Here is a 19852-nt window from a genome sequence, read left to right as displayed (position 1 = left end):
TCTCCTACACCATCATGGTTGTGACATCAGGTTGCGGGGTTTGGCTTTCTACCGATTTAAACCCATCCGCCATCACCTTCCGCCAATGCTCGACCACTTCGACAGCGGCTTCGATCATTGCTGCAAACCCTTCGTAATGAACAACTTCCATTGAATCCTGGCGACTGGCTATCAGCATGTCGGTTTCTGGCGACAGTGAGATCGTAAAACCTTTGGTGCCCAGCCAGAAATAGTTGGCCGCAAGGATTTGCTTAAGCTGGCTCACCGTGACGTCCTCAGGCAAAATGCCAACCTGAGTAAACAAAACCAAATAGCCTTTGTGCTCCTGCAAATGCAGACGAACACTATCTTGGTTGATTGCCAGGGTAACGATGCCCTCCTCGTTAGGCTCAATCAGGTCGATACCGTAGTCCTGACAAAAATCTGCCATCAACTGTTTTAATTCCATCTAACACCTCCCATAAAATAAGGCGCTAGAGTAATTAATCAGTCTCATCAAATAAGGATAAAAACAGGAAAGATTGCTGAATTCTTAAGGTGTTCTCAGCAAGCCGTGATACCAAGCGAACTTAATGTGCTTGTTTATTTCACAACTTATTGACTACTTGGTTATTTGAGAGTTTTTTGAGGCTCAGAGCTTATATCCAAGCTACCTCAAGGAGCAGGATTCAAAGTGAGACCAGCGATTTAAAGAAGCCTGGGGATATAAAAAAACCTCAGCACAACGGCTGAGGCTTTTATTCGAGTGGCTTGGTTTACTTAGAAGGTAAACTTCTTGAGTACCGTTTCAATAATGTTGTCAGCAATATATTTATGGGTTGCCGTTGTCGGATGAGTCACTCCCCAGAATACATAAGAATCAGAACCATAATAGGCACATTCGTTTGTCAGGCTATGGCTGTACAGGTAATCCAGCGCCGAGCTACGGTTGATATCCAAACAAGGCTCAGAGGCATTCTGGAAGCCGTGCTCCTGTGGGTTGCTCGTCATTTGCTCAAACAGAGAATAGGCATCGTACAATTGCACGTTAATGCCTTTATCCTGATAGTACTTGGCTTGTTCCGCAATATACTGGTTAAATTCGACGATCTTCTGGCGAACTTTCAACGCTTCTTCCTGAGTTGAATACTTAAACTGAGGCGCTTTGGTTGCATCAGGTAAAGTAAATAGCAGGATGTTTTTCGCTCCGGCATCAGTGAGGCGGATCAGCGCGGCGCTAAAATCAGCTTTAACCTCCGGCACTTCACGGTCATAGTTCATGAAGTCGTTCAGGCCGAATTCCAGGGTGAACAGAGTATTTTCCGGGCGGTAGTTTTTGGCCATCTTCATATAGGTCAGATAAGACGTAACCTGATCATAAACTCCCGTCAGGGCAACATACTGGTTGGTACCAGCCGCACCACCTACAGCCCAATTATAAAGCGGGATATCCTTGTTTTGCGCGATGTATTCCGTCCAGACAAATCCGTTCGTAAAGTGGCCAAGGAACCAAGAGTTGCTGTTAGGGAAAATCCACTGAGAGCCATTAAACATATTGCCCGTATCTGACAGGCTGTCTCCAAACACAACCATTTTATTGATCGCAGTTGGTTGGAACACATTATCGTTAGTCCAGATTGAGTGGTTATATGAGAAGCGGTTATCGGACGCGAAATACGTAATATCTGCCGTATCGTGAGTGACACCTAACGTCTTATCACAACGCTGTTTGATGTTGTCCTGAGACTCGTCAGTATAGAACATGTTCTTAAACGAAATGGAAGAGTACCAGTAACCGGAAACTGTGTAGTAGCTGCCATCGTCATTGAGTGCCCATTCCCAATCCGTCGCCGGATCATCGTGGCTAGCCGCCGGGCGGTACCAACACCGAACATAGGTGTAGGTTTCCGAAGCCTGAACACTGCTGACTTGTGCAGCTGTAATTGCCTCTGGGGTTATCGTTGCATCAGCAGACGCTTGTGATGCAAACGGCAGTAGCATAGAGAGTAACAAGATATGTTTTTTCATTATTATCTACTTATAGTTTGTTGTGATGGAGTTTCCCCGCCAGGAAGGTCAGGGAGATTAATTGCAATGAAATGCAAATATATTTAGCCAATTGTGCTTTTGCTCTAAATTAGAGCACTGCAACAGGTATCACTCACGTGAATAATTCTATTTTCTGAATGATACTCACAACAAATATCAATCCGGCATATGGAATTCAGCCGGATAGTCGTTTTTGCCAGAGGAATAAATTATCAATCTTCGGCAACGAACACGTACATATCACCACGGCAGTAATTGACACTGTACTCGATAGGCTTGCCTCGGGTATCAAAGGCCGCTTGCTTGATCACCAAGACTGGCACAGAAGATTTTAAACCAAGGTGTTCGAGGAATTCATCGGTAGGCAGTTGCGCACTGACCCGGCTTTGGGTGCGCGTCGGGATGATGTTCTGACTGCGGAAGTAGTCATACAATGACATTTGAATATCATCAACATCACGGATCAAATTGGCTGGAACATAAGATTCTTCAACCGAAACCGGCTGATCATCAATGTAACGAATACGCTTTAGCAGGAAGACAGACTCATCAACCGCAATTTTCAGGTGCGAGGCAATCTCTTCAGAACAAGGAATAATATCTTTCTTGATCCACAGCGTATCGGGCTTTTTCCCTTTTAGCACCACTTGCTGAGAGAACCCTTTGGCCTCTTTCAACGAGTATTCCATGGTCTCACTGATCATGGTACCGCAGCCCCTGGAGCGAACAATCACACCGTCTTTATCCAGCACATCAAGCGCCTTGCGTACAGTGATCCTTGAAACGCCAAGCAGATCACTGAGCTCACGTTCGGTCGGCAGAAAGTCACCGCCGACCAGCATCTTTTGCTCAATCGCCTGTTTTACCGTTTCAGCTACCTTCACATACAGCGGGGATTTATCACCCTGCGCAATACGCTGTTTAATGTTCTCAATCAAGCTACTGTAATCGTTCATTTTATCTTGGTTCGCTTTCATCGCCTCGGCAGGTGCAACCAAACCGACTCTGTTGCAAATAATCTGATGAGGCAGATCTAGCCAATGATAGGCTCAATGATTACTGGTAAAACTAAAAACTTAATTGATCTTGTGATCTAAGTATACTTACATAAAACCGTAGTAAGAACCGAAGAAAGGCTGCCAGCTGGCAGCCTTTCTTGTATCTGGGCGTTACACGATCACGCTCGTTCGGCACCGATTCAACATAACAGCCACCTAACACACCAGAAGTGTAAGCACAATATAGTGATGTCACAATCAAATGATATGTTAATCCAAACAGTTACGTTAAAATACTTAACTCCTTACTGCGAAGCATCTACCATTAACTGCTCTTTAACTGAAGTTTTAAACTTAACTTTTTGCTTCTCGGTCAATACGTTATAGATACTATTCTTTAATCTCATTTCATTCAAAAATAATTCCTTTTCCTTAGCTTGAACTTGATCTACCAATTCACCCATTGCTGCTTCATCAAATTCAGATTGAGTTACCAACATTAGTTGCTTCTTTTTCGCCGCTATTATATTTTCAATATTGATTGAAGGTGAATTTACTTGATGTTCCTCTATCAAGTCGAATATTACATTATTTTGCTCTTCCGTTAGCTCTAAAGATTGAATTATCGGCTGTAGGTTGAACTGTGATGGTGCTGGCGTAGTTGAGGCATTTACTGCTGTTGCTGAAGCAAGAAAAACACTATAAATAAGGAAATTACGAAAAACACATTTAATTTTAATCATGGAAAATGTCCTTTGATAAAATAACTAGCATAAAAGATAACTCTACATCAATGAATATATAAGTGATAAAAATAGTACGGATTGATTATCGCCCCCCATAAAACCACGGCGTAGTTATTAACCACTAATTCTCTGACAAACAATTAGCTCAACTAAAAAGACAGAGTAAAAATATAACAAAACATATGCTGTTAAATTATTTTCATTACATTAAAAGTTAATATTACGGAGTGAGATTTTGATTTTAAAATAAGTTATATTCCCGTGCATTTATCCTGGCTAAAAAGAGTTGTATAAATATGGTTCTTTTTAGAAAAATTTATCAGCTACGAGAATAGCTTTAATTACTGAATCGCAGCTTAATGATTGATGTATAATTATTTGCAACGGAGCCCCCTACAGAGAGGTCTTCCTCATAAGTGCATAAATCTAACGAATGTACATCAAACACTTAACTCCAATCGCTACATCCATTCAGTTTCAATCAAACTATACACCTATCATAAAAGAATACACTGTGCTAGGAGGTACTAACCATGACTAAATCTTATCAATTACTCGTTGGTTGCTCACTTTGAAGGACTACCGAGGCAACTTTCGAGTGTATGAGGCCCATAACTTCACTGCTATACCCGTGATCATTGAAGATACTTGATTTCCTCAATAATCAGGATCATGCTACAGATTATGAGAATGACCCTAACCAAAAAACAGAAACAAGAACTCGAAAGCCTGCATAATATGACTCCATAGGCCACTATTATAACGCCCTATAGAAACTCAATGATGTGATGAGCTTACAGCTACTTAACTTACGCCGCAGGTAGACTATCGTTCATAGGGCATGATCTGACTCGATGCCATTATTGAGCTACTTCACTTGTCTTTGCTCGACATCCGCTCGCAGTCGTCCCTCCTTCTTCACGCGGGTAATCGCATTAGCATACAAGAAATGTTTATCCGTATTTAAACTCTTAGGCTGACTCTCTGAGTCGTTATGTCACCCAGGCTGCACTTAAGGAACTGAGAAGCAGCTTCTATATTACTTTTGTGGGCTCTGCCGCAAGGTTATACAGAATTACAAGCGTACTGATTTTCAGATACAATTAGGCTGCCAGCGCAAAACGATGGTCCAGGCATTCAGCAAAGGTTCAGTTATTACCCTTATGATTAATAGAGTGATGAATGTAATCAGTATTATCCATGTTCTTGCATCTACATTCGGATAATCAAAAAGCATATTCCCCCGCTCACTCAGAAAAATACTCAGAAGGTAGCATTTCATGAGCTTCGAAATCGTCTTCAACATCATAGTCATTGTATTTACAGTGGCTAATCTCGCTGCCATGGGACTCGAATTAAACCTGCGCGAGGTACAGAATACTCTGCGAAGCCCCCATGCCATTGCGCTGATCCTTGTCTTAGGCTGGGTCATCGGCCCAGTGCTGGCCTGGCTCATTATCAGGTTCATCCCGCTGATGGAAGCGCACGCGGCCGGATTGCTTCTGATTAGCCTTGTACCGACCGCGCCATTTTTCCCTCTGATGGTGCGAAAGGCCCGCGGCGACATAAACTTTGCTGGCGCGTTTATGCTGCTGACCACACTTGGCACCGTGCTGTTACTGCCATTGCTAGCGCCACTGCTGATCAAGGGTCTGACGGTGAATATGTGGTCGCTGGCTAAACCATTGCTCGTATTGGTGCTATTGCCGCTGCTACTCGGAGGCATAGTTCGGGGGACCTCCCCAAATGCGGCGGAAAAACTTTTCCCGGTGGTCAAGAAAATCGGAGGGGTATCCCTAGTTCTCACCATGGTGCTCGTATTGGTGCTCTATGGACGTGACATGCTCGGTGCCGTAGGCAGCTTCGCTCCAGGAGCCTTGGTCTTGTTCTTACTCGCGATCACGGCGATATCATACAAGATCAGCTTCGGCCTGAAACAGCAACAGCGAAGCAGCATGGCGCTTGGGATGTGCACGCGCAATATCGCTGCAGTGTTTGCAGCATATTTTGGCATCACGAACCCGCCACCGGGCCTTTTCGTGATGATACTTCTTGTCATTCCTCTCGCAGCGATTGTCGCAATGGTAGCGGCCCGTCTGTTCGCCCGGCAAGTTCCGACAAATTAAAGGAGAAAAAATGAAAATTATTATCATTGGTGGCGTCGCAGGTGGTGCATCTGCAGCGGCAAGATGCAGAAGGCTAGATGAAAACGCTGAAATCATCATGTTTGAAAGAGGTCCAGTAGTGTCTTTCTCAAACTGCTGTCTGCCTTATCACATTTCAGGCGTTGTAGAGAAAGAAGAGACTCTTGTCTTAATGAACCCACAAAAGTTCAAAATGTGGTTCAATATCGATGCCCGAGTTAACAGCAATGTAATTTCAGTAAATTCAAATGCAAAAACTATTCAAGTTGAGAATACCGTCACTGGTGAAGTAACCACTGAGCATTATGATGCTTTGGTGGTATCTCCCGGTGCTGATTCAGTTGTTCCTCTATTCCCGGGGCTAGAAAAAATTGACAACTACTGTTTAAAAACTGTGCCTGATGTTTCTAAGATCATGTCGTTTATTAAGGAAAATAATCCTAAACATATGACTGTTGTTGGTGGTGGTTTCATCGGACTGGAAGCTGCAGAAAACCTGAGAGAACGAGGTATTGACGTTACTCTAATCGAGGGTACCGACCAAATTATTCCGTTTGTAGACCGAGATATGTCTTACTTCGGCCAGGCTGAAATGGTTCGAAATGGCGTCGAAATCATCATCGAAGACTTGGTAGAGGCGTTCGATGCCAGAAAAGTTATTCTAAAGTCAGGTAAAGAGATTGAAACCGACGGCGTGATCCTGGCTATAGGTGTAAAACCATCAACAGGATTTCTGAAGGACTCTGGTGTTGAGCTTAACGAAAGAGGTTACATCAAAGTTGATGATAACTACCAGACAACAGCAAAGGACGTTTACGCGGCTGGCGACGCTATCTTGGTAACAAATCAGCTAACAGGTCAGCCTTTCCCATTGGCAATGGCAGGGCCTGCCAACAAGCAAGGCCGACTAATCGCTGACAGAATCAATGGTAGAAAAATCAACAATAAAGGCTATATCGGAAGTGGTGTTGTTAAGTTGTTCGATCTAAATGTTGCGTCTACTGGATTATCAGAAAAGATGCTTGTAAGTACTGGAATTGAATACGATGTCGTATACGCAGCACCTCCAGGCATTGTAGGCATTATGCCAGGCAATCATCTTGTTTACTCTAAGCTAATTTTTGAAAAAGACACCGGCAAGATCCTTGGTGCTCAATTCGCCACTAACGGTGCTCCAGACAAACGAGCTGATGTTATCTCTACTGCGATTAAGGCGAGTATGACAGTTGAGGACCTGGCTGACCTTGAACTATGTTATGCACCACCATTCGGAACAGGAAAAGATGTCGTAAACAAAGTTGGGTATATTGCATCAAACCTCAATGAAGGAGCCTTTAAACAAGTTCGCTTCTCAGAGGTTTATGATCTGCTGGAAACCGGTGAACAGGTCATTGACGTACGAGAGGCGATAGAATACGAAGCAGGACACATTAAAGGTGCTGTCAATATTCCTATGAGCTCTCTGCGCCAGCGTCTGGATGAGCTTGACAAAACTAAGCCTGTTTATGTTCACTGCCGTACCGGTGAAAGAAGTTACAACATGACATTAATGCTCAAGGCCAACGGGTTCGATGCTTACAACGTTGCAGGTAGCTACGAGTTTGTAAAAGCTTATGAAGAAATGATGAGTTACAACCATAAGAATCGAAAAGATATTATGGTTGGTAATTGTACAGCTTGTGCCGGCCAGCTTGCAGAAGAGAAAAGCGCTTAACTCCTTTGTAAGAATACGTTCCACGATTAACGGCCAATAAGAGCCATTAGCAATTCGCTGATGGTTTTCTTCATCGTGACGTTCAATGTAAGTCGTTAATTTATCCTACCTAACTTGGAGTATTGAAGATGAGTGGCCAGGCCAACTCAAACCCAGATCAAATTGAAACCAACGAAAGTGAACAACAGTCATCACATGCTTCTGAACAAGCAGTGGTAAAAAAAGTTACACTCATCATTGCAACCTTGTGTCTGCTGATTCTTACTTGGTATTTGGTTGCTGACCGAGTGACACCGTTTACTGATAATTCGCGTATTCGCGCTTATGTTAATCCACTTTCTTCATCTGTCGCCGGGCGTGTTATCGAGCTACCCGTTGAAAATAACCAAATAGTAAAACAAGGACAAGTTGTTGCCCGTATTGACCCTGAACGATATGAATTTGCTGTTAATCAGGCAGAAGCGGCACTAGAGCTGGCAGGCCAAGAAGTTGGCGCTAAAACAGCGGGCGTATCAACCGCACAAGCCTACTTGGTCGAGGCAATAACCAACCAAAACCTTGTCCAGATTCAAGTTGAAAGGGTACTATCGGTTGGACAACGCGGTTTTGTTTCTAGAGCCGAAATTGATAAGGCGAACACGCAGTTACAAAATGCACGTTCAGAAGTGGACAAGGCGCAAGCTGAGCTTGAACGAGCCAAAATTGATGCGGGTATTTCTGGTAACGATAACCCTAGAATCAAAAAAGCGTTGGCTGAACTTCTTCAAGCCCGTGTTAATCTGGAAGATACCGTCGTTAGAGCGCCTCGTTTAGGCTTGGTGGTTAATGTACGTTATGACACAGGGCTCTATGTGAACCCTGGTCAGCCTTTGATGACCTATATTTCCACCAAAGACACATGGATTGAAGCTTATCTGAGGGAGAATAATCTGGAAAACATTCAAACTGGTAACCAGGTTGAAATAGTCTTTGATTCAGCCCCAGGCAGAGTGTTTAAAGGCACTGTTAATTCAGTTGGCTACGGTGTTCAGTTTGAACCGGGTACTCAAGTGGGGGGCTTGCAAGTTCCGGTTAAAAAGAGTGGATGGCTCAGGGAAGCACAGCTTTTTCCAGTTATTATCGATTTCGCTGAAGAGATACCTCCAGGAATTCGTCGCGAAGGCGGTCAGGCTGACATCATTGTATACACAAGTGATACTGGTGTAATGTACTGGCTGGGAAAAGCATTCATCCACTTAATGGGCTTATTAAGTTATGTCTACTGATTCTGTTGGTGCTTCAGTGGCGGTAAACTCAAACAGGGAAAATGAGCGCAACATTCTTCGCTATTCGCTAGGTGTTATGATCCCTGTCTTTGTGATGGTAATGTGGCAATGGGAAATGGCTTACATCACCCCAAGCCTAGTCACTTTAATGCTAGGGCCGCCAGCGAGGCCATTTCCTCCCAGAGTATACGGCGGCTTTATCAAAGCCCTAATTGTAGCTTTGGGAATGGGCATATTCTTAACCCGCATTGTTGAACCTTATCCACTGCTAACCGTTATCGCTATGGGCTGGTTCTTGTACGGCATTTTCTATAAAGCTGCAACAGGAGCAAATATTCTTATTGTCGTAATACTGTTGATGTCTGTACTCGCCTACCCATCAATGGCGATGCTAGATATTAACTTATCGATGGAAATTGCTCTGGGTGTGACCAAATCGTATCTTCTGGCGCTCTTCTCTACGGCTCTGATGCATGTCATTATCCCAGTGAAAGTGAGCAATCCTTCTCCCTCACCGACGATTAAGTCGCCCGCTGAGGCTGCTCGGACTGCGTTAATTAACACTCTAGTTGTGTTGCCGATATTGGTGTACTTCCTCATGTTCGACTGCCAAGCTGCAATATTGACACTAATTTACGTCGGGATATTAGTACTTAGCGCATGCCTGCACAAAGGAATCAAAACTCTAGTAGGCGTTTTGATTGCGAACTTTATTGGCGGATTAGCCGCTATTGCCATCTACGAGCTTATGGTGATTGCACCAGTGGTGCCCTTCTACTTGCTGATTATGTTCTTAGGCACATTGATGTTTGCGAAAATCGTATTCAACAGCCCGAAAGGCGCCCTGTTTGCATCAGCATTGAGCTGTGTAATGCTACTCATCACCGACACAACAAACACAACCGGCTTCGATCTTGACTACGCCTTCTATGAACGCTGGATATATATCGCTCTTGCTAATATCTACGTCGTATTTAACTTTATGGTATTAACCGCTTTAGGTTGGCTGAAGCCGTCAACAAAGCCTTAAGCGGAAATGAACAGCTCTATTGCATATAATCTGATGAGGCAGATCTAACCAGTGATGGGCTCAATGATTACTGGTAAACAACCTCAACATTGAATAGGCGATTCATAAAGGCGGCTCTCTCACGCACAATGATTTCACGTTCATCATGACGTAACCAGAAATCAAACTGGCCTGTGTTTAACATCCTTAATGTATCAGGCTGCACCTAAGGAACTAATACGCCGCTTCTTTATTTCGTTATTACGTTTGTGAGAGAAATAGAAATCCAGCGTTTCGCCTTGCTTATTGGTGGCGCGGTAAAGGTAGTGCCACTTCCTCTTCACTTTGACGTAGGTTTCATCGAACTGCCACGAAGAGTCTGTCCGGATGAATTGATAGTGACGTAACTTCTTGCATAATGCCGAGGCATACCAACATAGGTACCAAAGCGATAATCTCACGGAAAAATACTTCCATTTAAATCCGAGGTTGGTCATTGATTAACTCGGAAAAAGTGGAGTTGTGAGCCTGACTGAATTTTTTGCAACAGAGCCCTGATAAGCGACTCTACAAACTCTTTCCAGCTCTTTAATTACTCAAATCTAACAAGGATGGCTGATTGAACAATCCCTGCAGGGTATTAATGAATTGGCCAACATGGAGTCCGTCCACCAACCCATGATGCACTTCTATCGAAAAGGGCATTCTCCAATGCTCGCCCTCTTGCGTTAACTTCCCTAAGGCTGTTTTGGGAATACTGTCCGGATGTTTAGTATCCCTTGCGTGCGTCATGCTGGTGAAATCGACCCAAGGCAGTACAGTCATATGAATGGTATTTTGACGCATTTCTTTGCCAATAAACTGTTCCAGAATAAATGTTGAGTCCTTGACTCTTTTTTCTACTTCAGTCGCGCTCTGGGTAAATTGTTTAAAAATAGGCTTATGAGGTACATCGCAAAATCTTACTGTTTCGTCATTAGCAAGCAAGGCAACGCTGACACACATTGGTGAATAGATACGCACTTCATCCTCCACAATGCGATACGCCATCGGCTCACACTGGTTAAGCGCTTGTTGCGTTAGATAGAGATAAGCATGGGAAAAACGATGACCATACTGCTTACAATAATTGTATAACTCAGTCACATCGAGGTTTGTGCAGATGTTATACCAAGGATGAGTAAAGCCTTGATAGAACTTGAAATGCTCTGCACGTGACCACTGGCTTTTATCCTGTACTTTATATGCCATTGAATTTCACTTTAAACCTATACCTTTGATGATTGTGGCGATGATATTGATTTATTAAAACAATGGGAACTAGAAAAACATCCACAAGCCCCTTCTCGAAGCCATTCCATATGGCGCTAAAAAGCCGAAATAAGAATCAACACCAACTACAAGCCTCCTAGCCTTCATTTTAGCAGCAGAAATCACGCTTTAAGTGCAGATCTTAAATCATATATATGGCACTAAATTAATCCAGATTAAGGATTGTCACCTCTATAGTCGGTAATGTTTGCCGCTGCCGACTGCACATAGCAAAAGTGGATAAAAGAACAGCCATATATAAGTAAGGCTGTTCTTTATTAGGCTGATGAATAATACAACACGACTTTAAGAGGATTGGACTTGAGTACTCTGTTTGCAGAAACCCGTATTGGCAACATGACATTAAAAAACCGCTTCATTCGAAGCGCTACGTGGGAAAATATGGCAACTGAAGAAGGCCATATGACGGATAAGCTATACGCCATCTACGAAGAACTCGCGAAAGGAGATGTCGGTCTGATTGTAACGGGCTACGCCAATATTGTAGAGGAAGAGAAGCCCAATGCCGGCATGATGGGAATGTACAATGATTCCTTTATCGGTGAATACCAAAAGCTTACCGAGTTGGTACACAACAACGACTCTAAAATAGCCATGCAGCTTGCCTACGGTGGCACAAAAACCACTTACAATGTCGGCGAAAGAGTGATTTATGCGCCAAGTGAAGTGTGTGAAAGAGGCACAAAAACACCAGGTAAAGCGATGACTCAGGATGAAATAGATTACATCGTCCAAGCCTTTGCTCAAGCAAGCCGAAGAGCGCAAGAGTCAGGCTTTGATGGTATCGAAATCCATGCAGCACATACCTATTTAATCAATCAGTTCCTAAGCCCCTATTACAACCAAAGAGAAGATCAGTATGGCGGCAGCCTAGACAATCGAATGAGATTTCTTCTGGAGATCTATGCCGAAATACGAAAACTTGTCGGTGATGAATATCCAATATTAGTTAAATTAACGGCATCTGAATTTTTTGAGGGTGGCTTGACCTTCGATGAAACACGCATTATCTGTAAAAAATTAGAAGCAATTGGCGTGGATGCAATCATCATCTCGGGTAATATCCATGCTAAGGCGAATAGCATGATTGGCGAGTGCTATGACGGCTATACCATTCAGCAAGAAGGCTACTTCCATGAATATGGGCATGTCATCAGTGAAGAGATCAATGTTCCCGTTATTACCGTCGGCGGATTAACGGATATTAATGCGATAGAAGAAATTGCAAATACTACCAGCATTCAATACTTTGCTCTTTCAAGACCTTTACTGTCTGAACCGCATTTAATTAAGCGCTGGAAAGAAGGCGACAGAACACCAGTAGAGTGCGAAAGGTGCTCAAAATGCCGCACCAAACGTGGCAATTTCTGTGTCGTAAACAAAGAAAGAAAGTCTCAACTAGCTTGCCTATAAATAAGCTGACAAATCCCCATCTCCAACAACAAGTCAGCAAGTTATTGCTGACTTGGCCCATCTAAAAGCCACTGTCGATTCCCCCCCTGTTTTAGCGAAGCTACGTGATCATTTGTACGAATTTTCAAGGAGAAAGGGACTATTTTTTTGCTTTGCAGGTCTTTGTATTGTCCGTAACTTGCCCTATACTACGCTGCAAATACATTTGTATGATAAATGGAAGAGAAGTCACGGTTATTCATCGAAATTAATCGTAATAAATACCAAGCAACGTAAGTATTTGATCATTATGCTGGCAAAAATCGTTTATAACTGCGTTATGATTTTACAATTAAAGAACTCGTTAGATTGTAATTCGAGCCTTGTTCTAAGTGATTTTTCCTGGGCAACTACCTGAACGACGACTTACTCTGATTGGTATAGAGATGCTGCTTAGTTACAAGAGATAGGATTAAATTACAACAATGTCAATAAAGAGAACGCTACACTGCATGGTGATCATTCTAATGCTCGCCATGGTTGCCATGATTTCAAGTTCACATTATTTTATTGGAAAAATACAAGCTGTAACAAATGCCTCTCAACTCGTTTATAGAGTCGAAGCTGACATGCTGGCATTGCGTAAGGACGAGAAGGACTTTTTAGCCCGCAGGGATATGAAATACAAAGAGAGTTTTGATTCAAGTTTCAGTCAATTTCACGCCGATTTACAGGCATTAAATCTCTCATTAGCCAATGCCGATATTTCGTTTGATAGTCTCCCAACACTAAAATCCATTACTAGCGAATACAACAGAATTTTTAATGAGGTTGTGTTAGTTCAACAGAAAATTGGTCTAAACAATAACAGCGGTATTATTAATTCCCTGAGAGCTGCGGCCCATGAGTTAGAAACACAAATAAATCTTATTGATAACGCTCAATTGCGTGTTCAATTGCTTCTTCTTCGTCGCCAGGAAAAGGACTTTATGTTGCAGCGCCAGAATAAATATGCTGACGCCTTTACTGAACGTTTAAAACACATGCAACACCAACTGTTATTACCTGAATATGCTGCAGTAAGAACTAACTTGCCCCCTGTGTTGGCGCAATACCAAGAGTCGTTTAACCTTTTTGTATCCCTATCACACCAACAGGGCTTAACTGACAATCAAGGGTTAATTGGCGAACTAAGAAGTTCGATTAAAAGAACTGAATCTCTTCTGGCAGAGGAAGCGGGCCAGCTTAAAAGCCAGATAAGCCAGGCTCAAGATGAAGCGAGATCTTTCCTTCTCATGCTTGGTATTGGCATTACGATCATCATCTCTTCCTTAGTGATTTATTTCGCTAGCCGGATTTCTGGCCGCTTATCCCTAGTCACCAAAACCATGAACGACATTTCGCATGGTGACGGTGATCTTTGTGTAAGACTGGATACCAAAGGCAATGATGAGATTGCTGAATTGGGTTTAGCGTTTAACACTTTTGTAGGCAAGATCCATAGCACGGTCAATGTTGTCGCGAACTCCGTTCTGCAATTAGCCTCAACCACGGAGGAGATGTCGGTTGTTATGGAGCAGGCGAAAACAGGCGCATTCAAACAGCAGCGAGATATTAGCCAGATTGCTGTTGTCATGGAGGAAATGAATGCTTCCGTGCAAGAAGTTAAACAGAGCACAATCCAAGCCGATAACGCAGCAGAGCACGCCCATCAAGAAGCCGAGCAAGGGTGCGAGATGGCAGAGCAAAGTATCCAGGGAGTCACTCTATTAGCCAATGAAGTAGAAAGTGCTACTGATGTAATTAAGACATTGATTATACATAGCCAAAATATCGGCGAAGTACTTAGCGTTATCCAAGGCATCGCAGATCAAACCAACCTGCTAGCGCTGAATGCTGCTATTGAGGCCGCTCGTGCCGGAGAATCTGGCAGAGGGTTTGCCGTTGTTGCTGACGAGGTTCGCTCCTTGGCATTTAGAACGCAGGAAGCAACGAAAGAAATCCTGACTATTACCGCTGGGCTTCAAACAGACGCTGAAGCCGCCACCAAGGTGATGGAAAACAGCGAAGGTCTCGCTACAAGTGCAGTATCACAGACGAAATTGGCTAATCACTCGTTACATGACATTACTAAAACGGTTGAATGCGTCAGTGAAATGAACCGTCACGTTGCCGTTGCAATTGAGCAACAGAGTCATACCAGTGATGAGATTAACCTCCATATGGAAGACATCAACAATGTGTGTGAAGAGTCGGCAGCAGGTATGGAACAGTTAGCCATCGCCAACAAAGAATTGGCCACTATGACTCAAGAGCTGAAGGCCTTATTAGGTCAATTCAAACTTTGATCAATCGCCTAAGCTGTATTGTACTAATTCGGACATGATGCGGATTGTATGTAGTTCACGCTCTGGCCCCACTAATAAAGTGAGGCCAGATAACCCTACAGCTCGCTTTTCTCAGCCGACTTAGGGCTTTGAAAGGTTATTTTCAGGCACATCACCGCTGAAGTCGATCCATGCGTTGGTGCCAAGAGTCTCAGCCCCTTCGACACTTGGTTCTTCGTAGCGCATAACAAAGTGTTCAGGGCCGTGGGCATAGGCAACAACCAGTCCATAAGGCGCATCCAGGAAGCCTCCATGTGGCACAAGACCTGGATAGCTGAGCCGCCATGCTTCACCATCTGCTGGTACATGGCCCAATGTCAGTTTACCGACCACATTGTCCGGCAGTACAAAAAACCATGTCCATGGTCCGCCGGATACGATAGTCATCACTTCATCAATACCGACCCCGTCATCGGAGCTGTTAACATGCAACTTACCGAATTTATCTTGTAGGTAGTGCATTACTTCCGGCGTCATTGCTCTCATGTCGTACACTTTTGGATACGGCGCAACGCCGACTTCAGATGTTGAAAGGAAGCCACCTCTGTGCGCCTCCGGTACTCGACCGGCTTTTTTGATTTGATCCAGCAAATCACCACGGTGCAAAGAAAATAGTGAGATTAGCTGTTCACTTTCTTCTTTTGTAATGGCTCTTTCTTTAGAGGCTTCCAAAATAGGTCTCGCTTCTTCGGGCAAGGGGAGCGTGCTCACTCGTACACCAACCGCCCTGAGTACATCATTGACCTTCTCAACTCCTTGAGTCGGCGTTCTGCCGTCACTGTATGACAAGGTCAACAGCCCCTCTGTCGAGACTGTTTTTGCCACGCTATGTGCAACTGGCATACTGGCAATCGCACTCACTATGAGTAATTTGGCCCATTTATTCATCATTTGCTCCTCGCTAGATTACTTAACACGGAGTCGTGTTGTCGAGGACCAGTCTAGGGAGCGGTTCAAATGAGAAAAACAGTATTGCGGTGAACTAACTATTCACCAAGAGTAAACCAACCTGCTTAAATAGCTCTTATTAGAGGCCAAAAAGCCATAACTGTTCAGTTTTGGTAAACAGCATTTGAAGTTAGAAGAAAACAGTCGTTATTCTTATTTGTTTTCGAAATGGTCGACAACAAAATCAATAAAGGTCCTGACCTTCTGGGACTGTTCTTTATGAAATGGATACACCAGATACAGTGAATGCTTGTCGGCTTGCCATTGTGGTAGCACCTCAACAAGCTCTCCTGACGCTAACTCGCTTCGAACAAACAGCTCCGGCAGCAGCAATATACCGTGGCCTGAGCAGGCCGCCTGCTTAAGCGCCAGTCCGCTATTTACTACGTAAGAGCTAGATGGAAGCTCAACTTCTTTCACCTCATCCTGGTTTCTGAATAACCAGCGTCTGGCAGATGAAGAAAAGCTGTATATGAGGCACTTGTGGAAGGCAAGATCGTCAGGCTTGATAAGCTCGTTGGACTTATCAATATACTCGGGAGATGTACAAAGCACACGTCTCAAATCAAGCAACTTTCGGGATCTCAGGCTGGAATTGCTGAGTTCCCCACCTCCCCTAATCGCAATATCGATACCTTGTTCGATAAGATCAACGTATTGATCGCTCATAACGACTTCAATAGAGAGCTCCGGGTGTTGATGCATGAATTCACAAACGATAGGGTTTATTTCAATGATACCCAATGACATAGGAACACTAATTTTCAGTGCGCCTTTTAAGGTCTGAGAAGACTCGATAACAGAAAGATCAGCATGCTTAAGATCATCCAGGATACTGCAAACCTGGCTGTAATAGCGCTGCCCATTGTCCGTAATGTGCATCTTGCGTGTTGTCCGATTGATCAAAGGGCTTTTAAGATAGTCTTCCAGCTCGTTAATATTTTTGCTGATCGCAGCCTTGGACAGATTCAAATCTTCAGCTGCCGCTTTGAAGCTTCCTAGCTCTACGACTCTTCTGAAAACCGTTAGCGCCCTGATCTTATCCACTTTGGCCTTTCCTTATTGTTTACTTATGGTGAACTGTTTAACCACCACGGTATAGTTTATTCACTAAATCTAGTCAATTAGTATTTATCGTCATCGACAACACAAAGATGCCGAACTAAATAACTAACAGGACAAGATCATGAAAAAGATACTCGCGTTCTCCGGAAGCAATCACAGTCAGTCAATCCACAATAAGCTGGTTCGTTCCCTGGCAGCAAAAGTGACTCAGAATGAAGTGACTATCATCGACTTGAAAGACTTTGACATGCCAATGTACGGCATAGATGAAGAGTCACAAGGCATCCCGACAGAGGCCCTCGATCTTAGACAAATAATGAATGAGCACGATGCTTTGGTCATTGCCTCTCCTGAGCACAACGGCTCTATGCCTGCGTACTTAAAGAATGTTATTGACTGGCTCTCGCGTGTCGCCAAACCAGGCCAGCCATTCTTTGGTGACGACAAAAAGCCAGTTCTTTTGGTCAGCACTTCACCAGGGCCTAACGGTGGCGCAACCAACCTCAAAACCATGGCAGATCTCATGCCATGGTGGGGAGGTGACGTAAAAGCCACTTTCAGTTTAGGACGTTATCAGGAGAAGTTTAGCGATGGTGATTTTGACACAGCTACACAAGCCGAACTCAAAGCCCTTATGACTTCGTTTGAAAAAGCACTCTAGGAGCATCCCATGGCGGTTTTAGAACAAGGAACTTGGTATCCAAACAAAGAGGTTAACGAGTTGTCTTATGAAGACAGCTTTGAACTGCCCCAAACGGCTGAGCAAGACCGCTATCATTTGTATATGTCGCTTGCCTGCCCTTTTGCCCACCGGCCTTATCTGGTCATCAATTTCCTTGGTCTAAATGATGCCATCACAGTCTCTTCGGTTGCTGACAAGCGATATGACGACGGCTGGCTATTTGATGACGTTCACTCAGATCCTCTATACAACGCAGGTGATCTGGTTAAGCTTTACCAACGAGCCAAGCCGGGCCATGATTAAATATGTCAATATTCAGTTTATCAAAGCTGCTATTTCGCATAATGAGCTTTACCTTAATGTTGGCAACATATGTTACCTCTTACAACCAAGAGCTGGCCTAATGCCGGCAAATGCACTAACAGGCATCCAACTATCTATATTTTTGGTGAGAAGAGGAATTCCAACGACTGTAAGCTTTTTATCAGCCATGGCTTGTTTATAACTGGTATCTCCCATCCATATCTCTGTCATAGTTCTCAGGCTTGTATTCATATAGACATCAACTTCCTTGCCCGGCTCATGAACACAAACATCTACCTCTTCACCTTCTACCACCAGCCACCAAGAGGGAAAAGTATGAACATCATCAAAATTGAAACGGATAACTGTTTCCCGTCCCACTAACTTTTTACAATTAAGGTTTCTGGGTAGATGTAACATAAGCAAATCAAGATCGAGATCATCGTCGTCCATCTGTCCCCGCGCCCATCGCATCCCCCACTGCGACAAATGTTCAATAACAGGGAGCAGTTCCATACAAGATTCAGACGGAAAATACTCATAACCCTTTTGCCCCGGTATTTTTCTCTTGATAACGAGCCCCTCGTCAACAAGCATGCTGAGCCTTCTGGTCAACAAGCTGGGGGACATCATTCTGAGCCCACGCTGAAGTTGATTGAATCGAGTAGAACCAAGCACAAGCTCGCGGATCAGTAAAATTGTCCAGCGTTCACCGAGTATTTCCATAGCTTTAGATACAGGACAAAACTGACTCTTACTCATCGTTCCACCCTCGCCATTGGTCGTTTCACGGACCATTTTTAACAATTACAAAAACAGTAGTTAGGTACTACAAAAATTGTAGTTTGATACTCCTTATTATGAAGTAGTCCGGAAAAGACCGCGTACCTATATTTATATCATCGAGTCCATTCGAGTGAGGTCAAAACTATGTGCCGTGTAAATACCCGCAGTAAATCAGAAACTAAGCGGTATCGTAATATGCTTGGCAGCTACCCCACAGGCGTGGCTGTTATCACGACAAGAGATAACGGTGGGTGCTGTGTTGGGATGACCATCAACAGTTTTTGCTCTCTGTCCTTAACTCCAGCACTGGTAAGTATCTGCATCGATAATCAATCTTCGAATTATTGCACCTATTATAACTGTCGAGGTTTCACCCTTACTTTCCTCAGTGAAGATCAAGAGGCTGTAGCCATGCAGTTTGCGACTCGCGGAGCAAACAAGTTTAGCCAGTTGGATTGTTCACCCAATAAGGACCAGTTCGGCCCGAGTGTACCTAATGCGACAGCCATTCTTAACTGCGAAACCTATCAACGAATCACAGTGGGCGATCATCTCATGCTAGTTGGTAAGGTTCACCAATATAAGCAATTCGATAGGCCTCCTCTTGTTTTTGAGAAAGGAAGGTTTACCAGCATCACTAACGATCAGGCCGCCATCAGCCAAACGGCTGCCTAAGGCTGCTACATTCCACTTAACGGCAAAGAGAGATTTACGATGAAAAGTACAGCACCTATTTTCGAACGGCTAGAAAGTATCGCAAGCCAATATGCTTCTAACGGGCTAGAGGCTGATACTCATGACCAATTTTCATTAGAGAATTACAAATTACTAAAGGAGAACAAGTTTTTTCTGCGATGGTTCCCGAAGAGCTGGGAGGAGGGGGCAAGAGCTTCCCGGAAATGTGTGAACTATTGGAGAGAATGGCTACTCTCCACTCTTCAACAACACTCTCTCTTTCCATGCACCAGCATATTGTAGTGGTTTAATGATCCCGGACACCAAATTAGGTGGTAAAGTCTCCACCGTAAATGAGGTGTTCAATGACAAAACGAC

The 19852-nt window shown here is 43.8% G+C and carries 18 protein-coding genes and 2 pseudogenes; 10 read left to right on the top strand and 10 right to left on the bottom strand.

Features of this window, described 5'->3' with window-relative positions; translation table 11 throughout:
• Positions 1-4: 4 nt before the first annotated feature.
• From BIT28_RS01155 to BIT28_RS29905, 5 genes and pseudogenes are all read right to left on the bottom strand, one after another.
• Positions 5-448, bottom strand: coding sequence for a type III secretion system chaperone (locus BIT28_RS01155; protein WP_075761807.1), 444 nt, complete (start codon positions 446-448; stop codon positions 5-7).
• Between the two features lie 311 nt (positions 449-759).
• The gene (locus tag BIT28_RS01150) at positions 760-2007 is read right to left on the bottom strand and encodes an SGNH/GDSL hydrolase family protein (protein ID WP_075761806.1); all 1248 of its coding nucleotides are present in this window, start codon (positions 2005-2007) and stop codon (positions 760-762) included.
• A 233-nt stretch (positions 2008-2240) separates the two neighbouring features.
• Positions 2241-3026 carry a GntR family transcriptional regulator gene (locus BIT28_RS01145; protein ID WP_245823626.1) on the bottom strand — a complete coding sequence of 262 codons (786 nt, stop codon included), beginning with the start codon at positions 3024-3026 and terminating at the stop codon, positions 2241-2243.
• A gap of 305 nt (positions 3027-3331) precedes the next feature.
• A complete protein-coding gene (locus tag BIT28_RS01140; protein WP_075761805.1) occupies positions 3332-3769 on the bottom strand; it encodes a Spy/CpxP family protein refolding chaperone in 438 nt (145 codons plus the stop codon).
• Between the two features lie 874 nt (positions 3770-4643).
• Positions 4644-4825 (bottom strand): annotated as a pseudogene (locus tag BIT28_RS29905) (DDE-type integrase/transposase/recombinase); the annotation flags it as partial.
• Positions 4826-5052: 227 nt separating this feature from the next.
• Here BIT28_RS29905 and BIT28_RS01130 point away from each other — a divergent pair.
• From BIT28_RS01130 to BIT28_RS01115, 4 genes are all read left to right on the top strand, one after another.
• Positions 5053-5898, top strand: a complete 846-nt coding sequence (locus BIT28_RS01130) for a hypothetical protein (RefSeq protein WP_075761804.1) — start codon at positions 5053-5055, stop codon at positions 5896-5898.
• 10 nt (positions 5899-5908) lie between these two features.
• Complete coding sequence (locus BIT28_RS01125) at positions 5909-7630, top strand: FAD-dependent oxidoreductase (RefSeq protein WP_075761803.1); 1722 nt, start codon at positions 5909-5911, stop codon at positions 7628-7630.
• A gap of 128 nt (positions 7631-7758) precedes the next feature.
• Positions 7759-8895 (top strand): HlyD family secretion protein, encoded by a 1137-nt coding sequence (locus BIT28_RS01120; RefSeq protein ID WP_075761802.1) that lies wholly within the window; start codon positions 7759-7761, stop codon positions 8893-8895.
• A complete protein-coding gene (locus BIT28_RS01115) occupies positions 8885-9925 on the top strand; it encodes a DUF2955 domain-containing protein (RefSeq protein ID WP_075761801.1) in 1041 nt (346 codons plus the stop codon). Before BIT28_RS01120 ends, BIT28_RS01115 begins: the two co-directional genes overlap by 11 nt.
• Positions 9926-9992: 67 nt before the next feature.
• On the opposite strand, the pseudogene BIT28_RS01110 reads toward BIT28_RS01115, so the two are convergent.
• A pseudogene (locus tag BIT28_RS01110) lies at positions 9993-10401 on the bottom strand (DDE-type integrase/transposase/recombinase).
• 91 nt (positions 10402-10492) lie between these two features.
• Complete coding sequence (locus BIT28_RS01105; protein ID WP_075761799.1) at positions 10493-11155, bottom strand: CatA-like O-acetyltransferase; 663 nt, start codon at positions 11153-11155, stop codon at positions 10493-10495.
• A gap of 381 nt (positions 11156-11536) precedes the next feature.
• Between BIT28_RS01105 and BIT28_RS01100 the strand changes: the two genes are divergently transcribed.
• Both BIT28_RS01100 and BIT28_RS01095 read left to right on the top strand, forming a co-directional pair.
• Complete coding sequence (locus tag BIT28_RS01100) at positions 11537-12649, top strand: NADH:flavin oxidoreductase (protein ID WP_075761798.1); 1113 nt, start codon at positions 11537-11539, stop codon at positions 12647-12649.
• A gap of 506 nt (positions 12650-13155) precedes the next feature.
• Entirely contained in the window at positions 13156-14976 is a 1821-nt protein-coding gene (locus tag BIT28_RS01095) for a methyl-accepting chemotaxis protein (protein ID WP_175577477.1), read from the top strand.
• A gap of 120 nt (positions 14977-15096) precedes the next feature.
• Here BIT28_RS01095 and BIT28_RS01090 read toward each other — a convergent pair whose 3' ends face one another.
• Positions 15097-15906, bottom strand: a complete 810-nt coding sequence (locus BIT28_RS01090; protein ID WP_217696608.1) for a hypothetical protein — start codon at positions 15904-15906, stop codon at positions 15097-15099.
• 210 nt (positions 15907-16116) lie between these two features.
• Positions 16117-17010 (bottom strand): LysR family transcriptional regulator, encoded by an 894-nt coding sequence (locus tag BIT28_RS01085; protein WP_075761795.1) that lies wholly within the window; start codon positions 17008-17010, stop codon positions 16117-16119.
• A 139-nt stretch (positions 17011-17149) separates the two neighbouring features.
• On the opposite strand from BIT28_RS01085, the gene BIT28_RS01080 reads away from it, so the two are divergent.
• Positions 17150-17689 (top strand): NADPH-dependent FMN reductase, encoded by a 540-nt coding sequence (locus BIT28_RS01080; protein ID WP_075761794.1) that lies wholly within the window; start codon positions 17150-17152, stop codon positions 17687-17689.
• Between the two features lie 9 nt (positions 17690-17698).
• Positions 17699-18013 carry a glutathione S-transferase family protein gene (locus BIT28_RS01075; protein WP_075761793.1) on the top strand — a complete coding sequence of 105 codons (315 nt, stop codon included), beginning with the start codon at positions 17699-17701 and terminating at the stop codon, positions 18011-18013.
• A 72-nt stretch (positions 18014-18085) separates the two neighbouring features.
• On the opposite strand, the gene BIT28_RS01070 is transcribed toward BIT28_RS01075, so the two are convergent.
• A complete protein-coding gene (locus tag BIT28_RS01070) occupies positions 18086-18775 on the bottom strand; it encodes a winged helix-turn-helix transcriptional regulator (RefSeq protein WP_075761792.1) in 690 nt (229 codons plus the stop codon).
• Between the two features lie 168 nt (positions 18776-18943).
• Between BIT28_RS01070 and BIT28_RS01065 the strand changes: the two genes are divergently transcribed.
• Entirely contained in the window at positions 18944-19474 is a 531-nt protein-coding gene (locus tag BIT28_RS01065) for a flavin reductase family protein (protein WP_075761791.1), read from the top strand.
• A 179-nt stretch (positions 19475-19653) separates the two neighbouring features.
• A complete protein-coding gene (locus BIT28_RS30315) occupies positions 19654-19785 on the top strand; it encodes an acyl-CoA dehydrogenase family protein (protein WP_425439623.1) in 132 nt (43 codons plus the stop codon).
• The last annotated feature ends 67 nt before the right edge of the window (positions 19786-19852 follow it).

This window comes from Photobacterium proteolyticum (genome assembly GCF_001939735.1).
Lineage (GTDB): Bacteria > Pseudomonadota > Gammaproteobacteria > Enterobacterales > Vibrionaceae > Photobacterium > Photobacterium proteolyticum.
This window is presented reverse-complemented; position numbering and strand designations above follow the sequence as displayed.